16 protein-coding genes, 1 tRNA gene and 5 pseudogenes are annotated in these 21,383 nt (G+C 47.2%); 17 read left to right on the forward strand and 5 right to left on the reverse strand.

All coding sequences use genetic code 11. From position 1 onward, the window contains the following. The first annotated feature begins 74 nt into the window (after nt 1-74). The 5 genes from VGM55_RS09040 (at nt 75) to VGM55_RS09060 (ending at nt 4,330) form a co-directional block, all read left to right on the forward strand. Nucleotides 75-1,376 carry an anaerobic C4-dicarboxylate transporter gene (locus VGM55_RS09040; protein WP_154189039.1) on the forward strand — a complete coding sequence of 434 codons (1,302 nt, stop codon included), beginning with the start codon at nt 75-77 and terminating at the stop codon, nt 1,374-1,376. A gap of 87 nt (nt 1,377-1,463) precedes the next feature. Then, nucleotides 1,464-1,787: a divalent cation tolerance protein CutA gene (gene cutA, locus VGM55_RS09045; protein WP_039289498.1), complete on the forward strand. Its 324-nt coding sequence runs from the start codon at nt 1,464-1,466 to the stop codon at nt 1,785-1,787. Further along, nucleotides 1,763-3,526: a protein-disulfide reductase DsbD gene (locus VGM55_RS09050; RefSeq protein ID WP_331635276.1), complete on the forward strand. Its 1,764-nt coding sequence runs from the start codon at nt 1,763-1,765 to the stop codon at nt 3,524-3,526. The genes cutA and VGM55_RS09050 overlap by 25 nt, the downstream gene beginning before the upstream one ends. A 38-nt stretch (nt 3,527-3,564) precedes the next feature. After that, nucleotides 3,565-4,140, forward strand: coding sequence for a transcriptional regulator (locus VGM55_RS09055; RefSeq protein WP_331635277.1), 576 nt, complete (start codon nt 3,565-3,567; stop codon nt 4,138-4,140). 114 nt (nt 4,141-4,254) lie between these two features. Then, nucleotides 4,255-4,330 (forward strand) — tRNA-Phe (locus VGM55_RS09060). A gap of 280 nt (nt 4,331-4,610) precedes the next feature. Here VGM55_RS09060 and VGM55_RS09065 read toward each other — a convergent pair. After that, a protein-coding gene (locus VGM55_RS09065) for an IS3 family transposase (RefSeq protein ID WP_374733224.1) occupies nt 4,611-5,719 on the reverse strand; the annotation gives its coding sequence in 2 pieces (ribosomal slippage) (nt 4,611-5,458 and nt 5,458-5,719; 1,110 coding nt in all). Nucleotides 5,720-6,630: 911 nt separating this feature from the next. On the opposite strand from VGM55_RS09065, the gene VGM55_RS09070 reads away from it, so the two are divergent. The 12 genes and pseudogenes from VGM55_RS09070 (at nt 6,631) to VGM55_RS09125 (ending at nt 17,754) form a co-directional block, all read left to right on the forward strand. Beyond that, entirely contained in the window at nt 6,631-7,179 is a 549-nt protein-coding gene (locus VGM55_RS09070) for a fimbrial protein (protein ID WP_331635278.1), read from the forward strand. Between the two features lie 57 nt (nt 7,180-7,236). Continuing rightward, on the forward strand, nt 7,237-7,917 hold the full coding sequence (locus tag VGM55_RS09075) for a molecular chaperone (protein WP_331635279.1): 681 nt from the start codon (nt 7,237-7,239) through the stop codon (nt 7,915-7,917). 26 nt (nt 7,918-7,943) lie between these two features. Continuing rightward, nucleotides 7,944-10,436 carry a fimbria/pilus outer membrane usher protein gene (locus VGM55_RS09080; protein ID WP_331635280.1) on the forward strand — a complete coding sequence of 831 codons (2,493 nt, stop codon included), beginning with the start codon at nt 7,944-7,946 and terminating at the stop codon, nt 10,434-10,436. Between the two features lie 27 nt (nt 10,437-10,463). Then, complete coding sequence (locus tag VGM55_RS09085) at nt 10,464-11,507, forward strand: fimbrial protein (RefSeq protein WP_331635281.1); 1,044 nt, start codon at nt 10,464-10,466, stop codon at nt 11,505-11,507. Between the two features lie 116 nt (nt 11,508-11,623). Beyond that, the gene (locus tag VGM55_RS09090; RefSeq protein ID WP_331635282.1) at nt 11,624-13,486 is read left to right on the forward strand and encodes an integrin alpha; all 1,863 of its coding nucleotides are present in this window, start codon (nt 11,624-11,626) and stop codon (nt 13,484-13,486) included. A gap of 184 nt (nt 13,487-13,670) precedes the next feature. Further along, nucleotides 13,671-13,745, forward strand: a pseudogene (locus VGM55_RS09095) (IS6 family transposase); the annotation flags it as partial. A gap of 55 nt (nt 13,746-13,800) precedes the next feature. After that, complete coding sequence (locus VGM55_RS09100) at nt 13,801-14,586, forward strand: tyrosine-protein phosphatase (protein WP_331635283.1); 786 nt, start codon at nt 13,801-13,803, stop codon at nt 14,584-14,586. A 132-nt stretch (nt 14,587-14,718) separates the two neighbouring features. After that, entirely contained in the window at nt 14,719-14,868 is a 150-nt protein-coding gene (locus tag VGM55_RS09105; protein ID WP_331635284.1) for a hypothetical protein, read from the forward strand. 47 nt (nt 14,869-14,915) lie between these two features. Then, a pseudogene (locus VGM55_RS09110) lies at nt 14,916-15,083 on the forward strand (IS6 family transposase); the annotation flags it as partial. Between the two features lie 399 nt (nt 15,084-15,482). Further along, on the forward strand, nt 15,483-16,019 hold the full coding sequence (locus tag VGM55_RS09115) for a DUF2975 domain-containing protein (RefSeq protein WP_331635285.1): 537 nt from the start codon (nt 15,483-15,485) through the stop codon (nt 16,017-16,019). 1 nt (nt 16,020) lies between these two features. Further along, nucleotides 16,021-16,227, forward strand: a complete 207-nt coding sequence (locus VGM55_RS09120; protein ID WP_331635286.1) for a helix-turn-helix transcriptional regulator — start codon at nt 16,021-16,023, stop codon at nt 16,225-16,227. Nucleotides 16,228-16,383: 156 nt separating this feature from the next. Then, complete coding sequence (locus VGM55_RS09125) at nt 16,384-17,754, forward strand: hypothetical protein (RefSeq protein ID WP_331635287.1); 1,371 nt, start codon at nt 16,384-16,386, stop codon at nt 17,752-17,754. A gap of 160 nt (nt 17,755-17,914) precedes the next feature. On the opposite strand, the pseudogene VGM55_RS09130 reads toward VGM55_RS09125, so the two are convergent. From VGM55_RS09130 to VGM55_RS09145, 4 genes and pseudogenes are all read right to left on the reverse strand, one after another. Continuing rightward, a pseudogene (locus VGM55_RS09130) lies at nt 17,915-18,049 on the reverse strand (hypothetical protein); the annotation flags it as partial. Then, nucleotides 18,043-18,458, reverse strand: a pseudogene (locus VGM55_RS09135) (transposase); the annotation flags it as partial. The pseudogenes VGM55_RS09135 and VGM55_RS09130, both read right to left, overlap by 7 nt. A 161-nt stretch (nt 18,459-18,619) precedes the next feature. Beyond that, a pseudogene (locus VGM55_RS09140) lies at nt 18,620-18,832 on the reverse strand (IS66 family transposase); the annotation flags it as partial. 75 nt (nt 18,833-18,907) lie between these two features. Continuing rightward, nucleotides 18,908-21,328 (reverse strand): dermonecrotic toxin domain-containing protein, encoded by a 2,421-nt coding sequence (locus VGM55_RS09145; protein WP_331635288.1) that lies wholly within the window; start codon nt 21,326-21,328, stop codon nt 18,908-18,910. Nucleotides 21,329-21,383: the final 55 nt, after the last annotated feature.

The raw sequence follows: 21,383 nt of genomic DNA on the forward strand, positions 1-21,383 counted from the left end.
GCCTTTTTCATTTTAACGGCATACGAAAACACAACATTTCATTTTCATCTCATTAAAACATCAAGGAAGCGACCATGATAGTCATCGAGCTCATCATCGTGTTAGCAGCGATTTTTCTGGGGGCAAGGCTTGGCGGTATAGGGATTGGCTACGCGGGAGGACTGGGGGTTTTGGTTCTCGCGGCGATAGGCGTAAAACCCGGCAGCATCCCCTTCGACGTTATTTCCATCATTATGGCGGTGATCGCGGCTATCTCAGCGATGCAAATCGCCGGGGGCCTGGATTACCTCGTCAACCAAACCGAGAAACTGCTACGTAAGAACCCTAAATACATCACGATTCTTGCGCCGATCGTCACCTGGTTTCTGACTATCTTCGCCGGGACCGGCAATATCTCGCTGGCGACGCTGCCGGTGATTGCCGAAGTCGCCAAGGAACAGGGCATTAAACCCTGCCGTCCGCTCTCTACGGCGGTGGTTTCTGCTCAGATAGCCATTACCGCCTCGCCGATTTCTGCCGCGGTGGTTTACATGTCATCGGTGATGGAAGGCCACGGTATCAGCTACATTCAGCTGCTGTCGGTGGTTATCCCCTCTACGCTGCTGGCGGTGCTGGTGATGTCTTTCCTGGTGTCTATCCTGTTCGACTCAAAGCTGTCCAATGACCCGGTTTACCTCAAGCGCCTGGAAGAAGGCCTGATTGAGCTGCGCGGCGACAAGCAAATCGAGATTAAGCCTCGCGCCAAAACCTCCGTCTTTCTCTTCCTGCTCGGCGTGGTTTGCGTCGTTATCTATGCCATCGTCAACAGCCCAAGCCTCGGCCTCGTCGCTACGCCGCTGATGAATACCACTAACGCGATCCTGATTATTATGCTGTCGGTCGCAACGTTGACGACGGTTATCTGCGGCGTGGAGACTGAAAGCATCCTCAGCTCCAGCACCTTCAAGGCCGGTATGAGCGCCTGTATTTGTATTCTGGGCGTGGCCTGGCTGGGCGATACCTTTGTCGCCGCCAATATAGACTGGATCAAAGAGACCGCAGGCAGCGTGATTCAGGGCCATCCGTGGCTGCTGGCGGTCATTTTCTTCTTTGCCTCGGCGCTGCTTTACTCTCAGGCCGCTACGGCCAAGGCGCTGATGCCGATGGCGCTGGCGCTCAGCGTCTCGCCGTTAACCGCCGTCGCCTCTTTTGCCGCCGTCTCCGGCCTGTTTATTCTGCCGACCTACCCGACCCTGGTCGCCGCGGTACAAATGGACGATACCGGCACAACGCGCATCGGTAAATTTGTCTTTAACCATCCGTTCTTTATCCCTGGCACAATGGGCGTGGTGCTGGCGGTCTGCTTCGGCTTCCTGATCGGCAGCGTGCTGCTGTAAATCTCTTCAAAGACGGGTCGTTATTCGGCCCGTCTTGCCCTCCTCATGCTATAGTCGATGCCGTTTCCTCCCATAATGAGGTTTGTGATGTCGATGACTCAGGCTGTCGTTGTACTCTGTACCGCACCGGATGAAGCCAGCGCTCAGGATCTGGCCGCGAAAGTCCTGGCGGAAAAACTTGCCGCCTGTGTGACGCTGCTGCCGGGCGCGACTTCGCTTTATTACTGGGAAGGAAAGCTGGAGCAGGAGTACGAAGTACAAATGCTGCTAAAAAGCGACGTGGAGCACCAGGAGGCGCTGCTTGCCTGCCTGAAAACCCATCACCCTTACCAAACGCCTGAACTGCTGGTTCTGCCAGTTGCACATGGAAACAGTGAATATCTCTCATGGCTCTACGCATCATTACGCTAGTCCTGCTGCTTTGCAGTTCGCAGGCCTTCGCCGGGCTGTTTGACGCCCAGAATAAAACCCAGTTTGTCCCGGTCGACCAGGCCTTTGCCTTTGACTTTCAGCAGTCTGAGCACCAGCTAACGCTCAACTGGCAGATAAAACCCGGTTATTACCTATACCGCCAGCAGATAAAAGTGGTGCCCGCCAGCGCGGACATTGCGCCCCTGGCTATTCCCAAAGGCACCTGGCACGAAGATGAGTTTTACGGCAAAACCGAGATCTTCACCCGGCAGCTAAGTCTACCGATTACGGTTACCTCCGCCAACAAAGGCTCATCCATCAGCGTGACCTACCAGGGCTGCGCCGAAGCGGGGTTCTGCTACCCGCCGGAAACGCGCGTCGTGCCGTTGAGTGCGGTAGCTTCCCAGGCTCGATCTGACGCTGTAGTTTCTTCCCCCTCCGGAGACGAGGCCAATATTTCTGCCCCCCTCTCCCCTCCTGGAGAGAAAACCGGGGTAAGGGGCGCAGACGACTCCGCCCCCGCATCGCTCCCCTTCTCCGCGCTGTGGGCCTTCCTGATCGGCATTGGCATCGCCTTCACCCCCTGCGTGCTACCGATGTACCCGCTGATCTCCGGCATCGTGCTGGGCGGTAAACAACGCCTTTCCACCGCCAGAGCGCTGCTGCTGGCCTTTGTTTACGTCCAGGGCATGGCCCTGACCTATACCGCACTTGGCCTGGTGGTTGCCGCCGCCGGGCTCCAGTTTCAGGCCGCGCTACAGCATCCGTACGTGCTGATTGGCCTGTCGGTGCTCTTTATCCTGCTCGCCGCCTCAATGTTTGGCCTGTTCACACTGCAGCTGCCGTCGTCGCTACAAACGCGCCTGACGCTGATGAGCAACCGCCAGCAGGGCGGCTCGGCAGGCGGCGTTTTTGCCATGGGCGCGCTGGCCGGGCTTATCTGCTCGCCGTGCACCACTGCGCCGCTTAGCGCCATCCTGCTCTATATCGCGCAAAGCGGAAATATGTGGCTCGGCGGCGGTACGCTTTATCTTTACGCGCTGGGCATGGGCCTGCCGCTTATCCTGATCACCGTCTTCGGCAACCGCCTGCTGCCGAAAAGCGGGCCGTGGATGGAAAGCGTTAAAACCGCCTTTGGCTTTGTGATTCTGGCGCTGCCGGTATTTCTGCTGGAACGCGTACTCGGCGACACCTGGGGGCTAAGGCTGTGGAGCCTGCTGGGCGTTGCCTTCTTTGGCTGGGCGTTTATCACCAGCCTCGGGGCGAAGAAATCCTGGCTGCGCGTGCTGCAAATCATCCTGCTGGGTGCCGCGCTGGTTGCCGCCCGCCCGCTACAGGACTGGGCTTTCGGCTCTCCGGCGTCCGCTCAGGCCGTCCCTCACCTCAGCTTTAGCAAAATCGCCAACGTCGAACAGCTAGACGCCGCACTTGCCAACGCAAAAGGCAAACCGGTAATGCTCGACTTGTACGCCGACTGGTGCGTGGCGTGTAAAGAGTTTGAGAAATACACCTTTAGCGATCCGCAGGTGCAAAAAGCGCTGTCTGGCAGCATTTTACTCCAGGCCGACGTCACGGCAAATAACGCGGACGACAAGGCCCTACTTAAGCATCTGCAGGTCCTTGGCCTGCCGACCATTCTATTCTTTGATACTCACGGCCTGGAGCAGCCTGCCGCCCGGGTAACGGGCTTTATGGATGCCACCGCGTTTAGCGAGCATTTGCGCAATCGCAGGCCGTAAACAACACTTAATCCGATGGGAAACGTAAGGAGAAAACCGTGCAACGCGAAGAAGTTCTAGAGCACGCCCTGCATGTCCTTGAACGTGAAGGCATTGCCAGCACGACGCTGGAGATGGTGGCGAAAGAAGCCGATTACCCGATCGCTGAGGTTCGCCAGTTCTGGCCCGACAGTGAGGCCCTGCTGTACGACGCCCTGCGCTACTTGAGCTCTCAGGTGGACGTCTGGCGGCGCCAGTTGATGCTGGATGAAGAGATGACGCCGGAGCAAAAGCTGCTTAAGCGCTACCATGCCCTGACCGAATGCGTCGGCAACCAGCGCTATCCCGGCTGCCTGTTTATTGCCGCCTGCACGTTCTACCCCGACGCCGCGCACCCGATTCATCAGCTGGCAGACCAGCAGAAAAAAGCGGCCTGGGCGTACACTCACGAGCTGCTGACGCAGATGGAAGTGGACGACCCGACGATGGTCGCGCACCAAATGGAGCTGGTACTGGAAGGCTGCCTGAGCAAGCTCCTGGTGAAGCGTAGCCAGGCCGATATCGACACGGCCCGCAGGCTGGCAGAAGACATTCTGCGCTTTGCATTGTGCCGTACCGGTGGAGCATTGACCTGAAGCTCGCCTTTTTACTGTCTTTGACTGAAAAGCAGCCAGTTAGCATGGTTTTAGGGATTTTTTATGACAAAGCCGTTGACGCCTGACGGCCTTTACGGTTTAATGCGGCCCGTTGCCCGGATAGCTCAGTCGGTAGAGCAGGGGATTGAAAATCCCCGTGTCCTTGGTTCGATTCCGAGTCCGGGCACCAAAATTTAAAGAACCCGCCTAAAGGCGGGTTTTTGCTTTCCGGGGTTCTGGTAGATATCTGGACGTACTGGCCACTAATGTCGCTGCTTTACCTCTTGAGTCCCATCTGAGTATCTCCCTTTAGCGACAACTTACTCTTCCGGTCACTGTACCAACCTCTGCTGGTCTTCACGCTGCCAATATGACCTGCCCCCAGGATTAGATACAACCTTCAGTTAGTAATGTCGGTTGGTTGACCCTGACCCCGAATATGCTCCAGTCATAATCAGGAATAACCGGCCTCATGTTGGCTGCATATTCTTGCAACCGACAGACTTCTCGGCAAATTCAGATGGCGTCATCCAGCCCAGCGCAGAATGGGGACGTCTCTGGTTATAGTGTATGCGCCAGGCCTCGATTTTGCACCGTGCATCCTCCAGGGACATGAACCAGTTCTCGTTCAGACATTCCTGCCGCAGCCTGCCATTAAACGACTCCACAGTGGCATTGTCCGTCGGTGTTCCCGGGCGTGAGAAGTCTATACGGATCCCTCGTTCATATACCCATTTGTCCAGCATTTTCCCTGCAAATTCAGAGCCATTATCGGTTTTCAGTAATTGTGGTAAGGACCGTCTGAGGGCAATGGTGTTCAGCATCTCTGCGACCTCCGTTGAGCGCAGATTCTGGCCCACGCAGATCCCCAGACATTCGCGGGTGTAGAGATCAATGACCGTCAGCAGACGTAACCGACGCCCGTCAAATAAGGCGTCAGAGACAAAGTCCATGCCCCAGATATGATTCGGATACAACCCCTGAGGCTGGGGCTGCCGACGCTGTGCCGATTTATTCCGGCGCGGGCGTTTGAGACGCAGGGACAGCCCCTGCTCACTGTAGAGCCGGTAAATGCGTTTATGATTATCCCGCCAGCCCTCCCGCCTGAGCATGACGTGAACCCGGCGGTAGCCATAGTGGACCCGTGTTTCGGTGATCTCCCTGATACGCAGGCGTAGCGCACTGTCGTCTGCTGCCACAGAACGATAGCGGAAAGAGCTGCGGCTGATCCGTAGCGCAAAACAGACCTGCCGCTCGCTGGCCCCGTAGCGTGCCTGCAAGTCCCGGACCCATTCGCGCAGACGCGCCAGCGTCAGGTCTTTTTTGCCAGTACATCCTGCAGCATGGCCTTGTCGAGGCTCAGATCGGCAACCAGCTTCTTCAGCCTGAGATTCTCTTCCTCAAGCTGCCGCATGTGCTTCAGCTCCGAAGGAGAAATCCCGCCGTATTTCTTGCGCCACGTATAGAACGTGGCATCGGAAATGCCCAGTTTGCGACAGACGTCCGGCACGGACGTCCCCAGTTCAGCCTGCTTCAGGGCAAAAACAATCTGCTCTTCGGTGAATCGTGATTTTTTCATCGGCACCACCTCCGTTCAGGGAGTGTAGATCATGCCGGAATTCTGTTTCTGAATGGAGCATATTCGGGGTCAGGGTCAGCTTTCAACAACACATCAGGCTTACTCACCGCGAACTTTGCAACAGGACCGCATTTAAAGGCTTTCTTCACCAGCGACATAACGAACCCATTCTAAGTTTACATCATAATATTCTATTCAGGCTCTTTGATTCGATAAAAATCAATTACAACATTGATTGCGAAATTTATGATTTCGGTTTAATGAAGCTGAAGGCTGAGTTTGTGGAGAAGAGCGAAGCTTGGCGTCGCCATGTTATGGCAGCTGATTGCTAGAAATCTTCTGATTGTTAATTGGTTAATCATTCAATATTTATTGCAGCTAATAATTCAAGGTGGCAATCATTAGAAAATTCTATTGTTGATAGAGAATTATCTCATCAGAAATTCACGAACTACAAAAAAAACAAACTCAGACTAAATATATTCAAAGGAAACACTGATAAAGTTGTGAGGTGGGTCTTTAGTTAATTGAATTTAAACAAAAAAAACAAATCAGAGTGATTTCATTTTTCTTTTCATTTCAGCTGTTGTTAACATAATACCAACACGCAATGTCTTGTTTTTCAAAGATAAAGAATGTTCGCGGGCAGCTCCTTATGAACACCTTGTCAGGCTTTCTCTTAATGAAATAATTGTTCATGAAAATCGCAGTCATCTTAATGCGTTAGCCAGCCTGAATATAATAGGAATAAGCCTAAAAATTCGACCATAGATGAAGGGGGTTTAAACTCTGGCGTATAGCCACCTGAGCCAGGCAATATCTCGGTATCTCAACAACCCTCTGGGGGATTATTTTAAGTAAGGCCATATACCAACAGTGCATTAACATTTATAAATAAGGAAATTTCAGTAATGAATAAGAAAATAGTTGCCGTGGGCGTTTTACTGGCAGCCGCAATTAGCCCTTCCAGCCATGCTGAAGATGGTAAAGGTGCAGGCCAAATCCAATTTGAGGGTGAAATCGTCGCGAGCACCTGTGATGTCAATATTAACGGTCAGGGAGGGAATCCCACTATTCAAATGGGTAAGATCTCTTCTTCTGCATTTCAGAAGGCAGGCGACGTTGCAGGTATTCACCGGATCCAAATGGAACTGACTAACTGTGATACCGCTGTACTTAAATCAGCTGCATCAAGGTTTGGAGGTGCTTATGACACCTCCAATAACAAGTTGCTAGCCCTTACAGCCGGTGGTGCGACCGGTCTGGGTATTGAATTTCTGAATGAAGATGGCTCAACGCTGCCTTTGGGCGACAATCCAAATAAATTTGTTGATATCACTGGTGACGGTACGACAGGTAAAGCAACCCTGCTTTACTCAGCCCGTTATCAATCGACGGCTGATACAGTTAAGACCGGTGTTGCAAACGCTGTTGCGGATTACACGATTATCTATAAATAAGTTATTCAACCCAATTCCGGACTATAACGTTCATAGTCCGGTTCAAAAGGATATTCTATGTTAAGGAAACGCTACCTGACGTTGCTGGCATTGCTCTTTATTTCTGGTTTATCGCAAGCAAGCGTAACCTTGTCAGGTACGCGTGTGATATATAATACGGACAGAAAAGAGAGCAATATTAGTGTTAAAAATAACAGCGACAATCCTTTCCTCGTGCAAAGCTGGGTGCAAAGTAATGATTCACTGGGCACAAAACCCCCTTTTATTGTAACACCACCGCTTTTTCGCCTTGATGCAGGCAAAACGAATACATTGCGTATTATTTACAACGGCGCTGCTCTACCACAGGATCGTGAATCACTTTTCTGGCTCAATGTTAAGTCTATTCCTTCATCTTCAAAAGAAGATGTCAACAAGCTGCAAATCGCCATAAACACGAGAATAAAATTATTTTACCGCCCTACGACATTATCTGATGATATTGATGAGATTAGACATCATGTTCATTGGTCAACAGTCGGTAACAAACTCATTGTACGTAATGACTCCTCTTATTATATTTCCTTTTTTGATGTGAAGATTAATGGAAAAAGCATAACAGATATAGACATGCTGGCACCGAAAAGCAATAAAGAATTCACATTTAATACACCGCCAACAAAAAATAAACCAGTACACTGGACATATATTAATGACTATGGTGGAACCAGTCAGCTAATAGAACAAAGAATAGAATAAAAATAATTTATGGAGAGGTATTTTTTATGACCATGCATTTTTTTATACGCAAGGTAATTTTTCTTTCCTGGGTTGTATCCGGTACATTGCACGCCAGCGATTATTTTGACCCGGCGTTTCTGGAAACAGGGAATGCACCGCGCACCACGGTTGATCTCTCTTTATTTGAAAATAAAGGTAATCAAACGCCAGGTGTCTACCACGTGGACCTTTTTCTCAACAACCGAATGATTGACTCACGCGATATCTATTTTCAGTTGGAACAAGACAATCAACATAAAAATACTCTTGTTCCTTGCCTGAGTCTGGAAACCTTGCTGGCGATGGGAGTAAAAGCGGCAGCATTCCCTTCATTACAGAACGATAATCAGGGCTGCGCTAATCTCACAGTAATTCCGCACGCGAGCAGTGAATTTGACTTCAGCGAACAGGCGCTAAGACTTAGTATTCCCCAGGCTGCGCTGGATAATCTGGTCCATGGGTATATCGATCCTTCCCGCCGGGAGCAAGGGATCCCCGGTCTTATGCTTAGCTACAGTTATAGCGGTGCCACCTGGAAATCGGGCAACGGCGTGAGTACTGACAGCCACTATATCAACCTGCGTCCGGGTATTAACATCGGCCCATGGAGATTACGAAATTTTTCGACCTGGAATAATAGTCATGGAAACGCCGGTCACTGGGCGTCAATTTACACTTATCTGCAACGCGACATTGCCTCCCTGAACAGTCAACTGATATTAGGAGACAACAGTTCTTCGTCTGAGGTATTTGATAGTGTTCCATTTCGGGGAGTGCAACTCTACTCTGATGAGCAGATGACTCCGGGCAGCCTGCGAGGCTATGCGCCAGTTATTCGCGGCATAGCCCGTACCAATGCCCAGATAACTATTCTCCAGAATGGTTATACCCTTTATCAAAGCTATGTGCCGCCCGGTGAATTTATTATCAATGACCTTTACCTTGGTAGCAGCGGTGAGCTGAAAGTCGTCATTAAAGAAGCGGACGGTAGGGAGCAGGTATCTTTAGTTCCTTATGCCTCTTTAGCAGTGATGCAGCGGGAAGGGCAATTCAGATACGAAGTGGTTAGCGGAAGCTACCGTTCTGGCAACAGCTATGCCGAGAATGCCTCATTTTCACAGGGGAGCCTGATTTATGGCCTGCCGTGGGAATCCTCGATATATGGAGGGATACAGGCAGCCAGTAAATACCAGTCCCTGCTCTTTGGCATAGGGAAAAACATGGGCAGTTTTGGTGCTTTCTCATTTGATATGATGCAGGCCTGGTCAACGACCGCACACGCAGAAAAACACAGAGGACAGTCACTACGCCTTCGCTATAACAAAAACCTGTTATCCACCGGAACAAATATCGCCATTGCCGGATATCGTTACTCCACTGCAGATTACTATACCCTGGGGGAAACACTGAGTGGCTACCACGATACACGTTATTCCCCTGATCGCCGCCGTAGTCGCACCGAACTGACGCTTAATCAAAATCTGGGCACGAGTCTCGGCTATCTCTCCTCTACGTTTGTCAGTGAAGAGTACAGTAACAGCAAACAAAGAACGACTTCTGCCATGTTGGGCTATGGCAATAGCTGGAAAGGTATTAGCTATAGCCTGAATTACAGTCATCATCTGAACGTAACAAAAAAGGAGAGCCGCCGTCGCTACAATCAGGACAACCTGTTTAGCCTGAGTCTGAGCGTACCGTTGGATAAATGGCTCAGTAACACGCGTGCCAGTTACTCTCTTTCTGCGGGTGAAAAACGCGCACTTGGCCACAGTGTGTCACTTAGTGGTAGCGCCCTTGATGATAATAATCTCAACTGGAATGTACAGCAGAATATTAGCCCAGGCAGCCAGGCAAACAGCAGTGATACGTCGTTCAGTTACAGCGGTCGTTATGCACAAGTCGGTGCCGGTTATGGGTATAGCCGGGATTCACAGCGTTTGAATTATAACCTGCAAGGAGGAGTGCTGGTTCACCAGCATGGTGTCACGCTGGCGCAATCACTTGGTGAAACAGTTGCACTGGTCGAAGCACCGGGTGCAGCAGGTGTCAGCCTGAGTAATCAATCCGGTGTTGCTACTGACTTTCGGGGCTATACCGTCGTGCCTTATCTTACCCCTTACCGGGAGAGCACTATTCAGCTTCGCCCTGATACGCTGCCAGATGATGTTGAACTGGAAATCAATAGCCAGAAAGTTGTCCCAACCCGTGGAGCTATCGTTCGGGCTCACTTCAAGACCTCTTTAGGTAAACGTCTTTTGATGAAGCTGACGAATGCACAGGGCAAACCAATTCCCTTCGGCGCTGTTGTTTCTCAGAACACGACCAGCAGTATCGTCGGCGATGACGGCAACGTTTTCCTTACAGGGATGGAGAGTAAGGGCACTCTGGAAGTGAGCTGGGGTAATAAGCCCAGCCAGCGCTGTCAGGCTGACTATCAGCTTTCAGGCCAGGAACCGAATGTTGGTGGAATAGTACAGTTAACGCGGTTCTGCAAATAACCCGTTAATCAATTTAAGGAACTAACAATGAAAAAAAAAATATTGTCTGTTTACCTGGCCATCTGTGGAGGAATAGCTTTCCCGGCTATTGCTGATATCTCTGGCAGCTGCTGGCCAACAGAGACACCTGCAGGCTCTGCTCATCCTTTTACTATTAGCAAAACACTTACCGCCAGCGATATTCCGGGAGTAGCGGAACAAACGTGGAGTAACTCAGGGAATTTTGAGGGCACCTGCTTCTGTGGAGATCCCTACAAAGACGAAAGTGTTTTTTTTCGGTTTACCAGCACGATTCTAAATTCCGGAAGCGGTAAGCGCCAGGCAGGCTATACTTATTATCCCCTGGATAAACATCCGGGTATCGGTATTGGCTTTAAAGTTAAAATTGGCGGTAATGCCGGTGAAAGCGGTTTGATTCCTGTCGATCTACAAAATACCACGGGCGTTGATAATGAGTATCCGAACAAACGTGACTGTGATGAAAATCAACCCAGTCACCCGTTTGCAACCGGCTCAGAGGGGATTGTATCGCTGGAATTCACGCAGCCTCTTTCCGGTTCAGTTAACATTGTCGAGCCTGAATTACTAACCATTTATGCAAGAAAAAAGAATGGCAATTTCGATTTTTCCAGACCTTTTGTGAAACTCAGCTTCAACCTTACGGTTAATATTCCCCCCCAGTGTTTCATCAACGGCGGTCAGAAAATCACGGTGCCGTTTGGCAATATTGTGGTGAATGAATTTACGCCCGAGGCTACCAGTAAGCAAAAGAGTATCCCTCTGAGCATTACCTGCAAAAACCCTGAGGATATCAGCAAAGTCAGTGTGAAGTTTCGCACATCTGATTTCAATGACTCAGGCTATATTCGTACTCATGATAAAACTGGTGAGCGCGGGGATTTAGGCATTAAACTTGAACATAATGCGAAGAAAATTGATGGTAACAGTGCGGCAATACTACCACAGGAGGGAAATATAACTATTACCGCAACACCTGTTAGACAAGGGGAGAGGCCTCCGACACCAGGTGAATTTGAAGCCACATCAACACTGGACTTCGAATTCAAATAGAGAATAATCTCACCAGAAAATAGAAATTACTAATTTCATAACATTTTGTTACAGGTATAAAAAGAATGTAATGAATAATTTCATCAGCAACCTGTATTTATATAAGGACATATAGTATGAAAGTAAAAAATAAAACGCGCATAGCATTTTGCATTGCTGCTTTATTAGGTACCGGCATGGCGGCATCCCAGGTAATTGCGAGCGACTTTGAACCTTACTCAGCTCCGTTCTCAATTAAAGGGGAAAAGAGTAGTGACTACTTCGGTATGACAATGACTAACATTGGTAAGTTTTCCGATAAAGACAATGGGAAGCATATTGCTGGTGAAGATATTCTGATTACCGCCCCCTGGGGGGACGGTAGTAAAGGTATCGCTTACGTTATTTTCGGCACCGCTGATGGAAAGGCTATGCAGGAAGTGAAAAATGTCGGTGAATTTGATCCACAGAATGCGTTAAAGATTTTCCACAGCAATAAGTTAAATAAACCGGGTTCTGTGACCACAAAATGGATGGGCAGCGCGGTGCGCAAAATTGGCGATATTAACGGTGATGGGTACGACGATCTGGTGATCGCCTCCCACTGGAATGACCAGGTCTATGTTATCTGGGGTGGGCCACATCATCGTAACGGTACTCGTTTGTCCAACCAAATCGATCTTAATGATATCGATAATGGAGATAGTCGGCATGGGATCCGTATTCGCACCGTTACCAACTCTGGCTCCGCGAATACTGGTGGTTGGTTTGGTTCAAGCATTGGTCCGATTAAATATAAAAACGCATCAACCAACAACAGCATAGTGGATCTCGCTATCGGGGATATTGAAGGTACCAGCGGACGCGGTGGTGTAGTGGTTATCTACGGAGCCAAAAAGGCTGGTGACCAGTGGCAGAACATTGATATTAAACGTGATAATCTTGGTAATTGGGATGTTCCTTCAGCAACCGGTGCGTATATCCGCCCGCAAGTAACAGCTACCAGCGGGCCGGACAAACCAATCAATGTTAACCTGGGCCAGCAGGTCAGCGACATGGGGGATATTAATGGTGATGGCTATAGTGACTACCTGATTGTGGATCCGGAATCCGTTAACGAAGGCCGTAAATCCGTTAACAGCGGCACCGATGGGCGTGGAAGCGCTTACCTTGTTTATGGCAGTAGTTTCAACCAGGGTAATCTCGATATTTCCTCTTTAAACGCCGGACAGGCTACCCGTATTCACGGTATGGGCGCGGCGTTCCTTGGTGGTCAGACCGGGGGGGCTGGTAATATGAGAGGTGCTAACGATCACAGCGCGTACCAGCAGGACAAGGATAATAACGGCACCATTACACCATTAGGTAACTTCCTGAACAAACGCTATAACTCCTTTGCTATCAGCGCACCTGCTGATATAGCTATTGATAAAAAGCGTTCTGGCCTGGTGTGGATCATTAAAGGAAAGTCTGATGGTAGTAAGCTGCCGTCATCTCTATTCCTGGACGCCGCTCACACCAGGACTAACTACAACAAGAGTTTTAGTGTTAAGGACGGCTATGCCATTTACGCAGATAGACCGGGCAGCAAGCTGGCTGGATTTGGTCACAGTATCCTGGGAAATGTGGATCTGAATGGTGACGGCAATATGGATTTGGTGATCGGCGATCCAAATGCGATTAACTCCAGCGGTACTCAGGTGGGGGCCGTATATGTGATCAATGGAGGTAAAAGCCTGGATGATTATTCTGATGATGAAGCCATGATCAACATTAATGATCTTGTTAATGCTGGCGTTGCAAAAGTCTATTGGGGTAAAAATCAGTATGAAAAATTTGGTGCCGCTATTGCTGCCGGTAACTTCAATGGCTATACAACCTGTCAGAGCAGTTGCCAGGCTGGTAACAACGTGGATAGCCTTGCCATCGGTTCCTACCGTGATAATGGCTGGACAGGTAAAGTGACTTTCCGCATTGCTGACTACATTAAGCCGGATTAATTCGCCCCGACGCCAGGGCTCTGTCGCATTAAGTGTCACCAACGGCGCGAAAATGATCCAAATCCGATGTCTGAAATCAGATCGAAGGGTTAATCTGCTCTCCTGAACAGGGAGAGCTTATGGTCACTTTTGAGGGCTCTGTTGCATTAAGGCGTGGCCGGGTAATGTACTGCTGACCACGCCCCTGATCCGAAAAGCCTTCAGACGTCTACATTATCACGTCGATATTATTGCTCAGTGCGTTCGCTGGTATCTGGCTAATCAGTAGATTACTTTGTGCTTAACTTACCGAATTTTTTCATTCAGGGATATTAATGACAACTAAAAACCAGAGCCATCCTTCGCTTGTGCCACTCGATGGTGGAATTAACTTTCGCGATTTAGGGGGAAATACCGTCGCAGGTGGGCACCGCATTAAACGCGGGCTGCTTTTTCGCTCCGGCTCACTGGATCAGTTGACTAAAAATGACTGTCTGATACTGGCAAATATCCCTGTATGTTCAGTGCTGGATTACCGTGATACTGACGAAGTTCAGGCCAGACCGGATGTATTGTGGCCCGGAGTAAATTACCATCATGTCCCCGCCACTCCACTCAGTAACGGGATAAGCGCTAACCTGGAAAATCTGACCAGCAAAATGCTGGACGGATTTGATATGCGACATTTTATGGCGGAACTTTATCGCCGCCTGCCGTTCAGAAACGATGCATATCACCGGATGATACAGTTACTGATGCAGCCCGCAGGCGGCTCCCTGGTGCAGCACTGCGCAATAGGGAAAGATCGCACTGGAGTTGGTTCGGCGCTTATCCTGCTGGCACTGGGCGCTGATGAAGCAACGGTAATCGAAGATTATCTGCTGACGGAAATCACGCTGACAAATTATCGGGAACATATGCTCGAACAGTTATCCCTGCGCCTGAATACCTCCGCACTGGAGCAATTTACTTACGCAATGAGTGCCCGTGAAGAATGGCTGATGTCAGCATTAACCTGTATTCGTGAGCAGTACGGCTCGCCCGACCGCTGGCTGGAAATAGAGTACGATCTGGGGTGCAGACAGCGAGAAATATTACGGGATTTATACTTGGAGAACTAATCCGCATTACCTTCTAGTTCTCGTCTCAAAGTTTGCAACCGGAGAGTGATACACGGCATGCAAAATGACAGGGAGGTACAGGTTATGGACATGAATGAATGCAGAAAGAGGGTGTAAGCCATTGACGAACAGATGCTGTATCTGACCTCGCATGGCGTGACGGCAACGGCGGATATCCTGGAGCATATGGCCGGGCAGATGCCGGTGTTCAGCGACCGCTACAGGCAATGGGTGAGCAGCACGCTCACGCGGAGGGCGGCGCTGGAGGTTCTGTCGCATTAAGGTGTCGTCAGGTAACATGCTGTTTTTTTTTATGATGATCTCTGACGATGCCGCTGCTCCGAAAAGCGTTTAAACGCCTGCATTATCCCATCGATATTATCGCGCAATGTGTTCGTTGGTATCTGGCTTACTCACTGAGTTTGCGAAACCTGGAAGAGATGATGGCGGAGCGGGGTATTATCGTTGACCACTCCACACTTCATCGCTGGGTTATCTGTAAGGGCTCGCAATCAGCGCAATTTTGAGCTCACATTAGCTGACAATGAAAATCCTCCCGGGCTCACATTAAGTGACAATGAGCTCGCAATCATCTTTTCCGGCTTGCAATCCATCAGCATGGGCTCACGATAAATGACTGTGAAATAAGGCCCGAGTAGATTGCAGTCTCATCACATTTGTACATTGATTGAAATTAGACACTGACCCTATATTCAGACTTAATTAATTGATTATTAAGAAATTAAATTTAAATTATCGTTTTTCAATAATTTATTGTTGTAGTATTATTGTTTTTCGATAATACTACATATTGTAAATTGACCTACAGAAAGTATGACAACCGATAAATTGAGCTTCTACAGGCACAGTTTGTCCACAACATACCTGAAAATGATATGGGTAAGAAGAAAATGGTTAGTAAATCAAAAATGATATTTTGGTGTAGATTTATGGAGATCGCATTATTGATCGGCCTGATTTCCACACCGATACTTGGTCAGGTATTTGCCTGGCTTCAGGCCGGAAATGATGTTTCGGTTATGGGTGGTGTAATACATAAAGAATGCGAGATATTTCCGGGAAGTCACCCTAATACCGCAGCATCAGCTATTTGTAACCTTTTGAGAGATTGTATTTTCAGTTTAATGCTTTGGCTTTTTTATAAAGTGTTTAGAGATATTCGAGCGGGAGTGGTTTTCAGTCATCAACAGATAAAACGCATTTCCATTTCTGGATGGTGTTTTATTGTGCTATCTATATATTCAATCATTAGCGATATGTTTTTATCATTATTACAAAACCAAGAAAATCCGCAATACTACTTTCAAATTGATAATTTGATATATATCCCAATAGGTGTTGGGCTGGTGATACTTAGCTATGTACTGCAGTTAGCAACAGAAATAAAAGAAGAGCAGGAATTGGTGATCTAATATGTCAATCATTATAAAACTTGACATAATATTGAAATCAAAAAAAATGACAGCTAAAGAACTGGCTCAGGCTATAGGTATTACTGAAGCCAATCTTTCAATACTTAATAGTGGAAAAGCAAAGGCCATACGATTTTCAACGCTGGAAGCGATATGCAGCGTGTTGAATTGCCAGCCTGGGGATATTATAAAATACGATCCTGATTGATTCGTTTTTAAATATTGACATTTGAGATGCCGACCCAGTTATTCATTTTTATGAACTTACTATTTTAGCTCGTTTTGTAATCTTATATAAGAATATTAAGTTAGTATTTTCCGTTACATTCATATTAGAGAGATAATACATATTAATGGAGTTGTTATGGAATTGAATTTATTAAGAAGCTGTATTTTTTGCCTTGTCAGTTTATCTGGAGCTGGTCAGGCAACCAGTAAAAATATTACGACTGAGTCATATGTAAATTCTATTTATTCAGCTACCCGTCAGGCATGGCCAGTGCTCGAGAATGTATGGGACACGCACGTGTATCGACAACTCAGACTCATTGTTGCTGATGACCATAATGCCTGGGCAATTGACAGTAAGAGTCTAACGAAGCTCCCCTACAGCGAGATACAACAGCGTCATTTACCCGTTGACTATATGCATTATCAGGAAATTCAATGGCCTGACAGCCGGCCAACAATTTATGTTAGCTTAGGGGCTACTCTTCCTCCGGAGGAAAAAGCACGTTTTCAGTCTGAGACGAAACCAGTTCCAGCTCTGTTTAACGTGGCTACTCATGAAGCTTTTCATTTTTTTGTACAGGCGAATGTATGGAAAAAAATATCACCAGATAATGATTCACGAGCAACACCTTACCCTGTTCAGGCTACCCCCAGATTCTATCGTAACAATATTATTCGATCTTTATATGCTTCTCTGCAGGGGGATAAAAATGGACTGGGTCATGCGCGGTTTTGGTTTGACCAGTGGAAGAAACTATACCCAGATGATGCAAGCCGCATCAGGCAAACCGATATTGATGAAGGCAGTGCACGGTATGTTGAAATTGCTGCGGAAATTATTGCGCAAGGTAAACGCTTCAACACCGCAGAGTTTCAACATGCGTTGATAAATAAAATGAAAGATGAAATCAATTTTATTTACACACATTCTGATTCAGAGAGTTATCCCATTGGCGCTCTTTCAGGGTTTATTCTGGATATGAAAAAGATGAAATGGCAATCAGATGTCGTACAGGGAATGCCACCACTTGATATTTTGTTAGGAAATGTTCTACCAATTACACCACAGGCTGATAATAAAATTGAGAGCAAGGTGAATCAGAATGTCAATGAAATAAATATTAAGTTAGGTACTGCAATAGGTAATTTCAGTAAAGCCTATAATTACCCCTATGTAATAAAAATTTTCGTAAGTTCAGAGTTGTCGGGCAGCTACTCGCTGAGTGGCGGTTTCTTCCGTACTAAAAAAATTCCTCATGACCTTATGGTCGGGTTAAGTTCTTCAGCTAACTGGACAGAGGGAAGCTACAGTGTGAAAGAGGTCGTCGCGGCGGCGATCAATAATTCCCCATGCTATAGAGGAAAACGAGGATTCTTGATTCTTTATGCTGGTAAACTTCCTCCGAGTGAAAAGGGCCGACTGATTTTAAAAACGGAAAAACTGTCATTAAACATTCCTTACCCTGATGATATTGAAAAAACACATATCATTTACTTACCCTAACTCACTTATTGACATATTCATTGCATTTATCATTGGCAAAATTACTGATTTCATCATTATATTCATGACTATGTTACCCTTTATGCATTGGTTTGTATTTTAAGCTCAAGCCTATTCATTTTGAAATTATACAAATTGCAGACACAAACTCTCCGCGCTGCCGGTCTTCATCCGACATTCTGGCCAGTGGAGTGGCCAGATCGTCGGCAATAGCCAGTTTTGCCGCAATAACGCCAGGAAAGTGGTATTCAAATTTTCGGGTATCAAAGGGCTGATGCGGCAATTCATCAATGCGCGGATCACCGGTTCATCACGCCGGGTGTCGGGCTGGTAAAAGTACACCGTCCTGCTCAGCGATAACATCCTGCATGCCTAGCGAGTGCTCATCGTAAATTGTGAGGTCAGATAACCGACGAGCTCCCGCTTTATCGCTGGTTTTAAAGCTTTTTTTCAATGACGTCTTTCAGCGCCCGGCACTCCAGACTGAGATCGGCAAACATCTGTTTGAGTCGGCGGTTTTCGTCCTCAAGATCTTTCATCTTTTTGATATCAGAGGCTTCCATACCGCCGTACTTTGCTTTCCAGTTGTAATACGAGGCCTCCGATATTCCCGCTTCGCGGCAGACATCTTTGACGGTGCGTCCGGCTTCAACAGACTTCAGAACGGTGATGATCTGGTGCTCGGTGAATCGGGCTTTGCGCATGACGATCTCCTCAGAGTACATAAACAGTATGTCGGAAGATCTCTAAAAGTGAATGGTTCGTTTTGCAGGGATGCTTACAACTGAGCGCCCCCTTCCCGCGAGCAGGTCTGATTCAACGGCGCGCAGGTACACCGGAGAGGCCGCAACCACAAACCGATCGTAGCCTGCAGCACACCATGATATTGCCGAAGATGTTTCCCTGCCGGTATGGTGAGAAGGCGAACTATGTTGCTGGCGGCTCTGATGAACCTGCACTTCTGTTATAACGTACATATGTCCAGATGCGCCCGGTTTTCGTCTTCTTTCTGTCCGGTGCCAGTACAGACAGGCACAGGCATATAATCAGTATGAAGTTTGCGGCAGTCCATCACGAATAGGTTCATTTCCTGCTCCATCAGCAAAAGGGGATGATAAGTTTATCACCACCGGCTATTTGCAACAGTGACGTATTAAGGTTGTGGGAGGTAGGTAAACCACTTAGGCACTGTTTTTTTCAATACAGAAAAATATCCTTTAATACCCGTCTCAAAAAGGGTTACACTTTCAGTTGAGGCTATGACTGGTCGACCAAGTTTATTTGCCAGGCTTTGTGCAAACCCTGATGCACCTGTTTTACAGGATACCAGCCGTATTGGTTCAACCTTATTAAGGCCAGTCAACATAGACTTAAGTTCTTTGGCCATCGTGTCAGAATCAATTTTGGATGCACCTTCAAAATCCCCTTTAAATGTATCTCCCCCTAAGTCACCATGCCCCACTATATTAAGACGAGGTTTTTGGTTACCCTCTGGATGATCATAGAAATATTCAAATTTTTCTGTCCTGATTAACTTAACTGTTCCGGATTTAATTTCTTCTATTGTTTTAGGCGTTTTTTCCCCTTCTGCATTAATTTTATATTTAAAGTTACGTGCTTCATCTAGGGTTCGGTCATATTCTCCAAATACAGGTAAATCAGAGGGGGGAGGGCCTTCAGCTTTACGCACTGATGGTGGTGATGTTTCTATATCCTTGTTCCAGGATACAATCGGAGGCGTTTTTTGGGGAGTGGTAGGAGCCCCTCCCGGCAAACTTACCAGTTGGCCATTCTCAGTAACTGATTGTCCCGTAGGTCTGAAACTACGTGATTCGGAATCAAAATGGTATACAGATTTAATGTCATCATTTGTTAAGTGGACGTATATTATTTTTTTACTTCCATCCTTATCAACAATTTCCATCTCCCTCATATGCTTTGTAGTCAGTTCCGCAGAAGTTGGTTTATCCGACGCTAGAGCCCCTCTAATTGAAGGGGCGTTATTTTTTTCGGCAATGGTTGGTTCCACCGTATCTAATGATTCAGGCGTCACTGTATTTGGTACCCCACCCTGTTTTTTAATGCCTATGCCAGCTAAAGCGATATCGGCTGTACCTTCCCCCACTTCTACTAACCCCTCATTCACTTTTCCTTTACCAATATCGTTTATACCAATACCAACTTCTGTCACACCAGATCCGATTAACGCTGCATGCAGCAATCCCTTAGCAATGGGAGACACTGGAGCCAGAGGCGCAAATAGAAACACCAGTTTGTTTATATCCGACAATCGTTGTTTAATCGCATTTTCTGTAACATCACTATTTGAAACAATTAGCTCGTTTGCGTCCAGCTTAAGACGTTCTGTTTGTCGCCGGGCCATATCTGTAAAAGGTTCACTCAGAGTTTTTAATTTTATTGTCGCATTCAGTGAGAGAGAGCTGCTTCGGATTTCCTTAAGTGCTTTTTCCACGCCGAATTTCTTTACTTCGTTTCTGAAGGGGTGAGTGGTCCGGCGTTCACTAATTGGAAAATGTATTAGCAATTCATTCATCTTTGTGGGAGAGTGGGCATGTAGCGCAATGTATTCTTTTAATGCTCTTACAGAGTTAAATTCCACCAGTGGTGGATTGTGGCCAGGTATCCAGAGTAGCGCTCTGTTTGTATTAATATCGTGGATAGTCATTAAATCCGTTGAAAGTTTACCATTTATTCTAAGTAAACCAATTTTTATATTGTTATCAGCTTGGGATGATTTTATTTTCTCTTCGCTCAGTGAAGGCCAGCTGCTGGCATCTCCCAATTTTTCGTCTACTAATCCCATAGCCTTTGCAGAAAGCTTCATCGCATTGTCACTCAGCTTTCCAGCCTGATATTCTATTTTATAGGTTTTGATAAATGCAGATTTGATGAGGAAAGCCATATCGTTATGGTAACCGGATCTGCCTGTGACTTGGTCAACATGTTTTAAGTAATATGTTTTAAAATCTCCATCCCAAATTGAATTTAGCCAAGTTACTGGAGCCATAGGGAGACCAATATTGACAACATTAGAATTTTTATCTCTCATGATAATTTTATCAGTCATCGGGGTCTTCAGATCAAACCACGATTTATTTTTTTGCGGATTCAGCAGCACCATCTCTGTCAGAAAGATTTGTCTCTTCTCACCGGTGGTGGTATCTGTGCTAACCATAAAACTCTTGTCCGGGTCAGCATTGGGATAACCTAATTTTTTCAGTTTCTCCTTCGCAAAAATGAATGCGCTATTATACGGAGTTTCTGCGATCTTGAATTTATTACCAATAACATCCACTTCCCGGTTGGAAAGCATTTCTTTGGTGATAAATTTAAAAGGTCTTGGGTTAATTTTCTGTATAGACTCACGAGAAGTATTTTGATTTATGGGCGTCAGTTGACCCACATTTCCTGACGTTTGAGGTAATCGACCAGGGGCAGGTGGATTATTACTATAAAGTGGTGGATCTGTGTTCATGGTTAGGAATTTGAAAAAGCGTTTTATAAATTTTCTGATCATAAATGGCGTTATCGGAAACGCAATGATAGCGAGCATCCGTGGCACTTCTGACGATAAAATACGTGTTTTGATGTGTTTTTAACCTGAAATC

It is taken from the genome of Cedecea sp., from assembly GCF_036500665.1.
GTDB lineage: Bacteria > Pseudomonadota > Gammaproteobacteria > Enterobacterales > Enterobacteriaceae > Cedecea.